Origin of the sequence: Pararoseomonas sp. SCSIO 73927 (genome assembly GCF_037040815.1) — a bacterium.
Lineage (GTDB): Bacteria > Pseudomonadota > Alphaproteobacteria > Acetobacterales > Acetobacteraceae > Roseomonas.
Genome location: NZ_CP146232.1, coordinates 2169153 through 2181691 on the forward strand (window position 1 = coordinate 2169153; position 12539 = coordinate 2181691).

At 71.7% G+C, this 12539-nt stretch carries 10 protein-coding genes; 6 read left to right on the forward strand and 4 right to left on the reverse strand.

The features are described from left to right. The first annotated feature begins 76 nt into the window (after positions 1–76). Complete coding sequence (locus tag VQH23_RS10270; protein WP_338665544.1) at positions 77–481, forward strand: hypothetical protein; 405 nt, start codon at positions 77–79, stop codon at positions 479–481. 266 nt (positions 482–747) lie between these two features. Here VQH23_RS10270 and hslU read toward each other — a convergent pair whose 3' ends face one another. Then, the gene (gene hslU, locus VQH23_RS10275) at positions 748–2076 is read right to left on the reverse strand and encodes an ATP-dependent protease ATPase subunit HslU (RefSeq protein ID WP_338665545.1); all 1329 of its coding nucleotides are present in this window, start codon (positions 2074–2076) and stop codon (positions 748–750) included. Positions 2077–2128: 52 nt separating this feature from the next. Then, positions 2129–2470, reverse strand: a complete 342-nt coding sequence (locus tag VQH23_RS10280; protein WP_338665546.1) for a winged helix-turn-helix domain-containing protein — start codon at positions 2468–2470, stop codon at positions 2129–2131. Between the two features lie 121 nt (positions 2471–2591). Here VQH23_RS10280 and VQH23_RS10285 point away from each other — a divergent pair, with 121 nt between their 5' ends. Both VQH23_RS10285 and VQH23_RS10290 read left to right on the forward strand, forming a co-directional pair. Next, the gene (locus VQH23_RS10285; RefSeq protein WP_338665547.1) at positions 2592–3176 is read left to right on the forward strand and encodes an MFS transporter; all 585 of its coding nucleotides are present in this window, start codon (positions 2592–2594) and stop codon (positions 3174–3176) included. 268 nt (positions 3177–3444) lie between these two features. After that, positions 3445–3648 carry a hypothetical protein gene (locus VQH23_RS10290; protein ID WP_338665548.1) on the forward strand — a complete coding sequence of 68 codons (204 nt, stop codon included), beginning with the start codon at positions 3445–3447 and terminating at the stop codon, positions 3646–3648. 423 nt (positions 3649–4071) lie between these two features. Here the strand turns inward: VQH23_RS10290 and VQH23_RS10295 are convergent, their stop codons facing one another. Next, complete coding sequence (locus VQH23_RS10295; protein WP_338665549.1) at positions 4072–5319, reverse strand: glycosyltransferase family 4 protein; 1248 nt, start codon at positions 5317–5319, stop codon at positions 4072–4074. Between the two features lie 316 nt (positions 5320–5635). Continuing rightward, a complete protein-coding gene (locus VQH23_RS10300; RefSeq protein WP_338665550.1) occupies positions 5636–6265 on the reverse strand; it encodes a TetR/AcrR family transcriptional regulator in 630 nt (209 codons plus the stop codon). A 135-nt stretch (positions 6266–6400) separates the two neighbouring features. Here VQH23_RS10300 and VQH23_RS10305 point away from each other — a divergent pair, with 135 nt between their 5' ends. The 3 genes from VQH23_RS10305 to VQH23_RS10315 are packed head-to-tail and all read left to right on the forward strand — an operon-like array spanning position 6401 to position 12448. Then, positions 6401–7720: an efflux RND transporter periplasmic adaptor subunit gene (locus VQH23_RS10305; RefSeq protein WP_338665551.1), complete on the forward strand. Its 1320-nt coding sequence runs from the start codon at positions 6401–6403 to the stop codon at positions 7718–7720. 9 nt (positions 7721–7729) lie between these two features. Further along, the gene (locus VQH23_RS10310) at positions 7730–10924 is read left to right on the forward strand and encodes an efflux RND transporter permease subunit (RefSeq protein WP_338665552.1); all 3195 of its coding nucleotides are present in this window, start codon (positions 7730–7732) and stop codon (positions 10922–10924) included. 18 nt (positions 10925–10942) lie between these two features. Further along, positions 10943–12448: an efflux transporter outer membrane subunit gene (locus VQH23_RS10315; protein ID WP_338665553.1), complete on the forward strand. Its 1506-nt coding sequence runs from the start codon at positions 10943–10945 to the stop codon at positions 12446–12448. Positions 12449–12539: the final 91 nt, after the last annotated feature.

A 12539-nucleotide genomic window follows, 5' to 3' on the forward strand; every position in this document is an offset into this window, starting at 1 on the left:
GCCTCGCGCGCCGCGACGTTGATCCGCCGGGGGGATGGCCCTATCCCGGCGCGGGGGCCGGAGAGGGGCTGAGGATTTGACGACGCTGGCGGTGCTGGTCGTGCTCGCCCTGCTCGGGGGGCTCGGCTGGCGAATCTGGTCCGTGCGCGAGGGACGGAAGAAGGCCGTCGAGGCGCTGATCCATGAGTGCCCCGGGCTGGACGACCGGCTCGAGGGACGGGACACCACCCTTCTCTTCAGCACCGCGGAGGAGATGGTCGGCCTCGCCTCCCACCGGCAAACGAAGCTCCTGCCCTTCTCCATCATCCGCAAGTGGCGGACGGAACCGGTCTACAAGTCCGACAAGCGCGTGGGCTGGAACTTCATCATCGAGACCGGCGACCCGCTGGAACCGATCTGGACGGTCCGCATGAAATCCGGGCCGGGGAGCGAGGTGCCGAACTTCTGGATGGCGAAATTCAGCGCGCACCTGAACGGGTGAGCGGGTACCCCCAAGGGGCTCCGCCCCCTGGACCCCCGCCAAGGGCCTGAGGCCCTTGGATCCCCTTCTGGCTGCTGCCGCGCCGTCCTGAGACGGTGTCTCTGCCTGACGGGCCTTCTCCTGCCCGTGCAGTCGCCTCGGGTCATCGACCCGAGGCACACCGCCGGCCGAGAAAGACCAACTCCTAGAAAAAGATGATGGTGAGGGGTCCGGGGAGAGGAAGAATTCCTTCTTCCTCCTCCCCGGGACATCCCGTCAGCCGAGGATCAGAGGATGAACCGCGACAGGTCCGTGCTGGAGGCGAGCGGCCCCACCTTCTCCCGCACGTAGCCGGCGTCCACGCGCACCGTCTCGCCGCGGCGGTCGGAGGCGGTGAAGGAGACCTCCTCCAGCAGCCGCTCCAGCACGGTGGCTAGGCGGCGGGCGCCGATGTTCTCCACGCGATCGTTGATGTCGGCCGCCAGTTCCGCCACGGCGTCCACGGCGTCCGGCGCGAAGTCCAGCGTCACGCCTTCCGTGCCGAGCAGGGCGGTGTACTGGCTGGTCAGCGCGTGCTCCGGCTCCGTCAGGATGCGGCGGAAGTCGTCGCGGGTCAGGCCCTTCAGCTCCACGCGGATGGGCAGGCGGCCCTGCAGCTCCGGCAGCAGGTCGCTCGGCTTGGCGATGTGGAAGGCGCCGCTGGCGATGAAGAGGATGTGGTCCGTCTTCACCGGGCCGTGCTTCGTGTTCACCGTGGTGCCCTCGATCAGCGGCAGCAGGTCGCGCTGCACGCCCTCGCGGGATACATCGCCGCCGCGGAAGCCGTTCTCCGTGCGGGCGCAGACCTTGTCGATCTCGTCGATGAAGACGATGCCGTTCTGCTCGGCGTGGTGCACGGCGTCGCGGGTCAGCTTCTCCTGGTCCAGCAGCTTGTCCGCCTCCTCGCGCTGGAGGGTGGTGCGGGCCTCGGCCACGCTCATCTTGCGAGCACGGGTGCGGCCGCCGAACATCTTGCCCATCATCTCCTGGATGTTCCCGGCGCCGGGCGGCATGCCCGGGATGTCCATGGCGCCGATGGGCGTCGCCTGCTCGGCCACCTGGACCTCGACCTCCTTCGTGTCGAGGCCTCCCTCGCGCAGCATGCGGCGGAACTTCATGCGGGTCTCGCCGTTCGCGCCCTCGCCCACCAGGGCGGTGATCAGGCGCTCCTCCGCGTTCAGCTCGGCCTTGGCCTGCACCTCGGCGCGGCCGGCGTCGCGCAGCTGCACGATGCTGGCCTCCACCAGGTCGCGCACGATCTGCTCCACGTCGCGGCCGACATAGCCGACCTCGGTGAACTTCGTGGCCTCGACCTTCAGGAAGGGGGCGTTGGCGAGGCGGGCGAGGCGGCGGGCGATCTCGGTCTTGCCGCAGCCGGTGGGGCCGATCATCAGGATGTTCTTCGGCACCACCTCCTCGCGCATCCCGTCCGGGAGCTGCTGGCGGCGCCAGCGGTTGCGGAGCGCGATGGCCACCGCGCGCTTCGCGTCGTGCTGGCCGACGATGTAGCGGTCCAGCTCCGAGACGATCTCGCGCGGGGAGAGGTTGACGGCTTCCGCGGGGGTGGGGGTGTTCATTCCGGTGCTTCATCCGGGCGCAGGGCGCGCCCATAGGGTGTAGAGGATGTCGTCAGGCGTCTTCGACAAGCCGCGCGAGAGGCGGATCCTGCCGCGCGCCGGCGAGGATGGCGCCCAGCAGGCCAGGAAAGCGCCGGTCCAGCTCGTCCCGGCGCAGGGACACGATCCGCGAGGGCCCCTCGATCCGGACACGGACCACGCCGGCCTCCCGCAGTCGGGCGACGTGGTAGGTCAGGTTCGTCTTGGTCGTGCAGCCGAGGAAGGAGGAGCAGCGCTTCTCGCCCCCTTCCGCGACCATGAGCACGATGGCCCGGCGGATCGGATCCCGCAGCGCGTCCAGCACCGCGGAGAGGTCGATCGCCTCCGCCTCGGGATGGGAAAGCGCCTTGGACATGCCCACGAGATAGGCAACTCACCCGCCATCTCCAAGGGGCTAGGTCCAACGCCTATTGAACTGCCTTGACGCAGTGCGATACGAGGCCTAGTTCAAGATTCATTGGACTACGGAGGGCGCCATGCCCCGCACGATCCTCTGGCTCACCCTCGGCGCCTTCGCCGTGGGGACCGGCACCTTCTCCATCGCGGGGCTGCTGCCCGTCATCGCCGCGGATCTGGGCGTCTCCGTCCCGGCCGCGGGCTACCTCTCCATGGCTTTCGCGCTGGCCTATGCCGTCGCCTCCCCCGTGCTGGCCGCCGCCACCGCCTCCATGGAGCGGCGGCGCACGCTGGTGCTCGTCATGGGGGCCTATGCCCTGGCCTCGGCCGCCTGCGCGGTCGTGCCGGGCTATGCGGGGCTGATGGGGCTGCGTGTCCTGGCCGCCCTCGCCGCCGCGCTGTTCACGCCGATGGCCGGTGCCTGCGCCGTGGCGCTGGTGGAGCCGCACCACCGCGGCCGCGCCATGGCCCTGGTGATCGGGGGCATGACCCTCTCCACCGTGCTCGGCGCGCCCCTGGGCACGCTGATCGGGGAGTACCTGGGCTGGCGGGCCACCTTCCTCGTCGTCGCGGCCCTGGGCCTCGTCTCCGCCCTCGGCGCCCTCGCCTTCCTGCCCCGCCTGCCGGTAGCCGCGAGGCCGGGATCGGTGCGCGCTTGGCACTGATCACGCGCCCGGCCGTTGCCACGCTCCTGGTGCAGACGGTGGTGGTCTTCACCGGCGCCTTCACCCTCTTCTCCTACCTCGCCCCCTTCGTGCGGGGCACGCTGGGCTTCGTGGGTGAGGGAACGGCCCTCGCCCTCCTCCTCTCCGGCCTGGGCGGGCTGATCGGCGTCTCCCTCGGTGGCTGGGCATCGGACCGGCAGGACCCGCGCCGCTTTCTCGTTCTCTCCAACACCGTGCTGGGGGAGCCCTCATCGGCATCTCCCTCTGCGTGGAATGCCTCACCCCCGGCGCGGCGGTGCCGACGGTGCTCGTCCTCCTCGTCGTCTGGGGCGCCTCCGGCTGGTGCTTCCCGGCCGTGCAGCAGGCCCGCCTCGTCGCCCTCTCCCCCGCCCTCGCGCCCGTGCTCCCTCCCTCAACGCCTCCGCCACCTATGTCGGCACCTCGCTCGGCGCCCTCTTCGGCGGGCTGGTGATCGCGGCGCGGGCTGCAGGAAATCGGGCTGGTGGCGGGCGGGATCGTCGCGCTGGGGGCGGTGATGATCGGCGGGATGCGGGTGCGCGCGGCCTGACCGGGGCGACGCTCTGCCATCCGCTCCGTCGCGCGGGTGGCCCCAAGGGGCGCCGCCCCTTGGATCCCCGCCGGGGAGCCGGCGGGCTCCCCGGACCCCGCGTCCGGGCTGCCGCGGATGCGATGCCCAAAGGGCACCCCGATCCCGTCGCGACCGTCCGGCGCTGTCGGTCGCCTCGGGGCCAGGCCCCGAGGCGTGGGTCAGTGAAGCCGGGGCCAAACCGCTAGAAGAAGATGATGGTGGGAGGTCCGGAGGGAGGAAGAATTCCTTCTTCCTCCCACTCTTCCTCCCTCTGGCCACGGCGGGCCGGCGAAGGACCCGCCCGTCTCAGGCCTTCTCCAGCCAGGTCGCCGGCCGTCGCCGCGCCGCGAGGGCATCGATCACCGCCAATTGGCGGGGCAGGCAGACGCGCCGGAGGTCGTAGCGCTCCCTGATCGTCTCGCGGCCCGCGCGGCGGAGGGGGTCGAACCGCTTCGGATCGGCCAGCACCTCCGTGATGCGGCGGGCGAGGGCCTCGTGGTCGAAGAAGTCGGTCAGCAGCCCGTTCTTCCCGTCCTCGATCACCTCCTGCACGGGCGGGGTGGCGGAGCCGAGGATCAGGGTGCCGCACCCCATCGCTTCCAGCACGCTCCAGGAGAGGACGAAGGGCATGGTGAGGTAGACGTGGACGGCGGCCACGCGGAACAGCGCGTGCAGGGACGGGTGCGGGATCTGGCCGAGGAAGTGGACGCGCGCGGGGTCCAGCGGGCCGGTCTCGGCCAGCATCGCCTCCCGCCAGGTGGCGGCGCTGGCGGGCGGGCTGCCGTAGCTGGTCCCGTTCCCTCCCACGATCACCACGCGCGCGTTCGGGCGGGCGGCCAGCAGGGCGGGCAGGGCGCGCATGAAGGTGGGGAAGCCGCGATAGGGCTCCATGTTGCGGGCCACGTAGGTCACCACCTCGTCGCCGGGCTTCAGCACGGTGCCGTCGGGCAGGGTGAAGCGCGCGGCGGGATCGGGGCGGCAGACCGCCGTGTCGATGCCCTCGTGCACCACGCTCATCCGGTCCTGGAACCACTCCGGGAAGCGGGCGCGCTGCCAGCGGGTGGGGGTCATGCCCCAGTCCGAGGCCTGCACGGCGGCGAGGATCGGCATGTTCAGGCCGCGCACGCGGATGGCGTCCTGCACCGTAGTGGGCTTGCCCGGCTCGAACCCCACATCGGCGCCGGCCGGGCTGTAGAAGAACTCCGCGTAGAGGAGCAGGGCGGAGGAGGGGAAGACGTCCTTCAGGAACAGGGTGTCGCCCCAGCCGATATGGCTGAACATCACGTCCGGCACGAAGCCGGACCGGCGCAGTTCCAGCGCGTGCGCCGCCACCTTCTCCGCACGGGCGGTTGCGGCGTGGGTGGGGCGGGCGGAGCGGTGGACCGCATCCGGCGCCGCCGGGGGCGGCTCGTACACGCGCAGCGTCACGCCATCGGGCACGGGGGCGTTGCGGGCGCCGATCCCGACCACCTGCGTGCCCTTGCGGGCGGCGAGGGCGGGCAGCAGGTGGGCGTACTGGCCCGGGAAGTTCGGATGGACGAGCAGGACCCTCATGGAATCCCGTATTCCCGGCCCGCCAGGGGCTGGCAAGGCTTTGTTCCCCGGCCGTGCCGTTCGGGCGCGGGCCCCTGCGGGCCGATGAGGGATGCGCCTTGATTCGGGACCGCCCGGCGGGCGAGCAGGGACCGCCGGCAGCCTGGCAGGAGAGGGGGAAGCAGGATGCGCGGGCCGAGGTGGCCGAGGCCGGGCCGCCGACCGGCTGAGCCCCCATCTGCCCTTCCCTGACCCTGCAAAGCGCCTTCCGCGGGCGGGCCACGCCGTGGTCGCGCTTGGCGGCGCTTCCAGGGGGGGCGCCCCTGGTCCGGACAGCTCAGTCCGACGAGACCCGGCAGCCCCGAAGAAAGATCCGGACGGAGGTGCGGATGCGGCGGGCGAGGGCGTCTTCCGGCACCCGTGCCTCGAGGCCGGCGAGAAGTTCGTGGTGGAAGGCACCGAGGGCCATGCCGATGAGCATGCGGGCGGCCTCGGCCGGGTCGGGCATGTCGTACTCGCCGCTCCGGCCCAGTTCGGCCAGGTACTCGTCCAGGGCGAGGCGGGCGATCTCCGGCTCCCCGGCGGGGCCGGGCAGGGGGCGGGGGAGCTGCCCGGCCTCCGCCACGGCGATGCGGGTCAGGGCGATGTGGCTGTCCCGCAGGATCATGGCGGCAAGCTCGGCCAGGAAGTCTTCCAGCGCCCGCTCGGGCGGTAGGGCGGCGTCCACGGGCAGGCGCTCGAAGGCGCGGCGGGAGGTGCTCAAGAGCTCCTGGAAAAGCTCCTCCTTCGAGTTGAAGAGCTTGTAGAGCGTTTTCTTCGAGCAGCCGGCGCCGCGGGCCACCATGTCCATCGTGGTCAGGCGGAAGCCCTGGGCGACGAAGGCGGCCTCGGCCGCCGTCACGATGCGGGCCCGCGGATCGCTTCGCTCCGCCTCCAGGACCGGGGCCAGGGCCAGGCCGCTGGTCATCACGTGAACTCCATTTCACCTTAAGCTGCTGCACTGCAACAAGAGAGCTTGACGAGAGCGGGGAAACGAACAAGTTTCCCCGACGAGGAAACTAGAAAGTTTCCTTCTGTTACGCAAGGGACGGCGAGGCCTGTCATGACGAGTTCCCGGAACGCGCCCCGCCATCCCCTCCAGGCCCGGCGGCAAACCCTGCTGGGCGGGCTTGGGGTCATCGTGGCCCTGGCGGTGGCCGGCTGTGACGACAAGGCGGAAGGCCAGGGCGCGAACCAGGGCCCGCCCCCGACCGTCTCTGTGGTGAGCCTCCGGCCGGAGCCGGTGACCCTCAACACCACCCTGCCCGGGCGCACCGCGGCCTTCGAGGTGGCGGAGATCCGGCCCCAGGTGGGCGGGGTGGTCCGCGAGCGGAGATTCCGCGAGGGCCAGGCGGTGAAGGCCGGGGACCCCCTCTTCCAGATCGACCCCGCGCCCTACCGGGCGGCGCTGGCGAGCGCGGAGGCGGCGCTGGACCGGGCGGAGGCGGCGCTGGGCCAGGCGCGGGTGACGGTGACGCGCTACCGCCCCCTGGTGCAGCAGAACGCGGTGAGCCGGCTGGACTACGACAACGCGGTGGCCACCCAGCGGCAGGCGGAGGCGGACGTCGCCTCCGGCCGGGCCTCGGTCCAGACCGCGCGGATCAACCTCGGCTACACCAACATCACCTCTCCCATCGAGGGGCGGACCGGGCGCGCGGCGGTGACGGTGGGCGCGCTGGTGACGGCGGACCAGACCGCCTCCCTGATGACCGTGACGCGGCTGGACCCGATCTACGTGGACGTGACCCAGCCCTCCTCCACCCTGCTGCGGCTGCGGCGGGACATGGAGTCCGGCCGCCTGCGCCGGGCGAGCGACACGGCGGCCGAGGTGCGGCTGCTGATGGAGGACGGCACGGAGTACGCCCGCCCCGGCCAGCTCCAGGTTTCCGAGGTGACGGTGGAGCCGACCACAGGCGCGGTGACGCTGCGCGCGGTGTTCCCCAACCCCGACGGCCTGCTGATGCCCGGCATGTTCGTCCGCGCGCGCCTAGCCGAGGGCGTGTCCGACGCGCTCCTCGTGCCGCAGCAGGCGGTGACGCGGAACTACCGCGGCCGGGCGGTGGCGAAGGTGGTGGTGGCGGACGGCACGGTGCAGGAGCGCGTGCTGGAGGCCGGCCAGGCCCTCGGCACGCGCTGGGTGGTGAATGCCGGGCTGCAGCCAAACGACAGGGTGATCGTGCAGGGCGGGCAGAACGTGCAGCCCGGCGCGAAGCCGGGGATCGAGGAGATCACGCTGGAGGAGCTGGACCGCCGCTCCCGCCGGCCGGCGCCGGGACAGCAGCCCCAGGGCCAAGGCCAGGGCCAGGGTGAAGGCGGCGGGGAGGGCACCGGGGACCAGCCCCAGGCACGGGAGGGGGCCCCGGCGGCACCCCGTCAGGGCTGAGGGCGCAGCATGGCACGCTTCTTCATCGACCGGCCGGTCTTCGCCTGGGTCATCGCGCTCGCGATCATGCTGGCCGGCCTGATCTGCCTGCGGGCCCTGCCGGTCTCGCAGTACCCGAACATCGCGCCGCCCACGATCCGCATCACGCTCAACTACTCCGGCGCCTCGGCCGAGACGGTGCAGAACACGGTGGTGCAGCCGATCGAGCAGCAGATGACGGGCCTGGACGGGCTGCTCTACTTCACCTCCACCAGCAACCGGGACGGCAGCGCCAGTATCGAGCTGACCTTCGCCCAGGGCACGGACGCCGACACGGCCCAGGTGCAGGTGCAGAACAAGCTCTCCCTCGCCGAGCCGCGCCTGCCGGAGACCGTGCGCCAGCAGGGCATCCGCGTGGCCAAGGCCAGCCGCGCCAACCTCATGGTCATCGGCTTCGTCTCCAAGGACGGGACGATGACGAGCAGCGACCTGGCGGACTTCATCGCCAGCAACGTGCAGGACCCGATCACCCGCACCACGGGGGTGGGCGACTACAACCTGTTCGGTTCCCAGTACGCCATGCGGATCTGGCTGGATCCGGCGAAGCTGACGGCCTTCAACATGATCCCGTCGGATATCCAGGCGGCCGTGCAGTCGCAGAACGTCCAGGTCGCCTCCGGCGAGCTCGGCGCCCGCCCGGCCCTGCCCGGCCAGCAGCTGAACGCCACCCTGATCGGCCCGAGCTACCTGAACACGCCGGAGCAGTTCGGCGCCATCCTGCTGCGGGTGAACCAGGACGGGTCCCAGGTGCGGCTGCGCGACGTGGCGCGGGTGGAGCTGGGGGCGCAGAGCTTCGCCGTCAGCGCCCAGTTCAACGGCCGCGATTCCGCCGCCATCAGCGTGCAGCTCGCCAGCGGCGCCAACGCCGTCTCCACCGCCAACGCGGTGCGCGCGACGATCGAGCGGCTGCGCCCGACCTTCCCCTCCAACATCGAGGTGGTCTATCCCTTCGACACCACCCCCTTCGTCGAGATCTCCATCAAGGAGGTGCTGAAGGCGCTGGCCGAGGCGATGGTCCTCGTCTTCGTCGTCATGTTTGTCTTCCTGCAGAACTTCCGGGCGACGCTGATCCCGACGCTGGCGATCCCGGTGGTGCTGCTCGGCACCCTCGCGGTGCTGTCGGTCGCGGGCTACTCCATCAACACGCTGACCATGTTCGCCATGGTGCTCGCCATCGGCCTGCTGGTGGACGACGCCATCGTGGTGGTGGAGAACGTGGAGCGCGTGATGGAGACGGATGGCGTCTCCCCGCTCGAGGCCACGCGCCGGTCCATGGACCAGATCTCCGGCGCGCTGGTGGGCATCGGCCTCGTGCTCTCGGCCGTGTTCCTGCCGATGTTCTTCTTCGCCGGCTCCGCGGGCGTGATCTACCGGCAGTTCTCCCTCACCATCGTCACCGCCATGACCCTCTCGGTCATCGTGGCGCTCGTCTTCACCCCCGCCCTCTGCGCCACGCTGCTGAAGCGGCCGAAGAACCACGGGCCGAAGCGCGGCGTCTTCGGGTGGTTCAACCGCGGCTTCGACCGCATGACGAACGGCTATGTCGGCGGCGTCGGCGTCATGGCGCGGCGGCCCTGGCGCTTCATGATCGTCTGGGTGGCGGTCTTCGCCGGTTTCGCCCTGCTCTTCGTCCGCCTGCCCTCCTCCTTCCTCCCGGGCGAGGATCAGGGCGTGTTCTACGTGCAGATCGCCGGCCCCCCGGGCGCGACGGTGGAGCGCACGCAGAACGCCCTGGACGAGGTGACGCGCTACCTGCTGAACGACGAGAAGGCCGACGTCGAATCCGTCTACGGCATCACCGGCTTCAGCTTCGCCGGGCGCGGCCAGAACTCCGGCATGGCTTTCGTCCGCCTCCGCCACTGGGAAGACCGCAAGGGGTCGGAACACACGGCCCAGGCGATCGCCAACCGCGTGATCCGGCGCTTCGCGGGGTACCGGGACGCGCGGATCCTCGCCTTCTCCCCGCCCGCCGTGTCCGAGCTGGGCAACGCCACGGGTTTCGAGATGCAGCTGGTGGCCCGCGCCGGCCAGGGCCAGGCGGAGCTGAACGCGGCGCGCGATAGGCTGCTGGGCGCGGCCGCCGGCAGCCCCCTGCTGGTCGGCGTACGCCCGAACAGCCAGCCGGACGAGCCCCAGTACAGGCTGGAGATCGACTGGGAGCGGGCGAGCGCGCTCGGCCTCTCCGTCACCGACATCAACAACACCCTCTCGGCCGCCTTCGGCTCCAACTACGCCGGGGACTTCCTGGACCGCGGGCGCATCAAGCGCGTCTACATCCAGTCCGAGGCCGCCTACCGCATGCTGCCGACCGACCTCTCCCAGTGGTTCGTCCGCAACGGCGCGGGCACGATGGTGCCCTTCAACACCTTCGCCAGGGCGACCTGGGAGATCGGCGCCCCCGGCCTCGCGCGGTTCAACGGCATCAACGCGATCGAGATCGCGGGCGACGCCGCACCGGGGCAGAGCACGGGCGCGGCGATGGCGGAGATGGAGCGGCTGGCGCAGGAGCTGCCCCAGGGCTTCGGCGTGGAGTGGAGCGGCCTCTCCTACGAGGAGCGCGCCTCCGGCGCCCAGGCCGGCCCGCTCTACGCCATCTCGCTCATCGTGGTGTTCCTCTGCCTCGCGGCCCTCTACGAGAGCTGGGCCATCCCGGTCTCCGTGCTGCTGGTCGTCCCGCTCGGCGTCTTCGGCACGGTGGCGGCCACGGAGCTGCGCGGCCTCTCGAACGACGTGTACTTCCAGGTGGGCCTGCTCACCACCGTCGGCCTCTCGGCGAAGAACGCGATCCTGATCGTGGAATTCGCCAAGGAGCACTTCGAGACGGGCGAGAACCTGCTGGACTCGGCGCTGCACGCGGCGCGGGAGCGCCTGCGGCCGATCATCATGACCTCGCTCGCCTTCGTGCTCGGCGTCGTGCCGCTGGCGATCTCCACCGGCGCCGGCGCCGGCGGCCGCGTGGCGATCGGCACGGGCATCATCGGCGGCGTGGTCACGGGCACGGTGCTGGCGGTGTTCTTCGTGCCGCTCTTCTTCGTGCTGGTGCTGGGCCTGTTCCGCACGAAGCGGGCGATCGACGTGGAGAAGGAGCGCCAGGCCGAGCAGGAGGCCCAAACCGACCATCGTGCGGACCATCGGGCCGGCCCCCAGCCGGCGGCGGGCGACTGAGGACCGGGGATAGAGACCATGCGTAACCTTCTCTCCCTGGGCCTGGGCGCCGTGGCGCTCGCGGGCTGCTCGCTCATCCCCGACTACGAGCGCCCGGCGGCGCCGGTCCCCGGCAGCTTCCCGAGCGGCGGCGCCTACGGCGAGGTGCGCCCGGGCGCGGGCACGGTGGACGGGCTGGGCTGGCAGGACGTGTTCCTGGACCCGGCGCTGAAGCGGCTGATCGACATCGCGCTGCGCAACAACCGCGACCTCCGGGTGGCGGCGCTGAACGTGCAGTCGGCGGAGGCGCAGTTCCGCGCCCAGCGCGGCGAGCTCTTCCCCCAGGTCGGCGCGACCGGCAGCGTGGACTACGCCCAGACCCCGGCCGATCTCGGCGGCGGGGCGCGGCTCGGGCGCACGAACCCCATCACCTCCCGCAGCTGGGGCATCCAGGGCGGCTTCACCGCCTGGGAGATTGACCTCTTCGGCCGCATCCGCAGCCTCAGCGAGGCGGCGCTGCAGACGGCCTTCGCCCAGGCGGAGACGCGGCGGGCGACGCAGATCAGCCTCGTCGCCTCCGTCGCGGACGCCTACCTCACCGTGCTGGCCAACCGTCAGCTCCTGGAGCTGACGCGCCAGACCCTCTCCAGCCAGGAGCAGTCCTACCGGCTGACCCAGGCCACCGTCGCGGGCGGCACCTCCACCGCGCTGGTGCTGCGCCAGGCGCAGACCCAGGTGGAGCAGGCCCGCGCCAACCTCGCCCTCTACACCCGCCAGCTGGCGCAGGCGGAGAACGCGCTGGCCCTGCTGCTCGGCCAGCCCGTGCCGGCGGACCTGCCGCAGGACGTCAACCTGGCCTCCCCCCTCGTCGTCGGCGACCTGCCCGCCGGCCTCTCCTCCGAGGTGCTGCTGCGGCGCCCGGACGTGCTGGCGGCGGAGCGCCTGCTGCTCGCGGCCAATGCCAACATCGGCGCGGCGCGTGCGGCCTTCTTCCCGAGCATCTCCCTCACCGCCTCCTACGGCACGGCGGGCGCCTCCCTCTCCCGCCTGTTCCAGCCGGGCTCGGGCATCTGGGCCTTCTCGCCGCAGATCAACGTCCCGATCTTCACCGGCGGCATCAACGAGGCGAACCTGGACTTCGCGCGGATCCGCAGCCGCATCGAGGTGGCCAACTACGAGGGGGCGATCCAGACCGCCTTCCGCGAGGTGTCCGACTCCCTCGCTGCACGCGGCACCTACGGGGACCAGCTGCGCGCCCAGCAATCCCTGACGGACGCCTACGCGGAGAGCTACCGCCTCTCCGAGGCGCGGTTCCGGGCCGGGGTGGACAACTATCTCACCGTCCTCGTCTCCCAGCGCGACCTCTACGGCGCGCAGCAGCTCCTCATCGGGCTGCAGCGGGACCGGCTCTCGGCGCAGGTCACGCTCTACCGCGTGCTCGGCGGCGGCTGGCTGGCGAACTCCGTGGCACCCCCGCCCGCGCCGGTGCCGCCGGCCGGCGCCCCCGAACCGCAGGCGCCGCCGCCGCGGCGGAGTGGTTCCTGACCCTGCGCTGACGATCCGTCCCGGGGAGAGGAGGAAAGACTCTCCTCCTCCCGGGCCCGCCGGCGCCTCTTGCGGCCCGCCCCGGCATGAA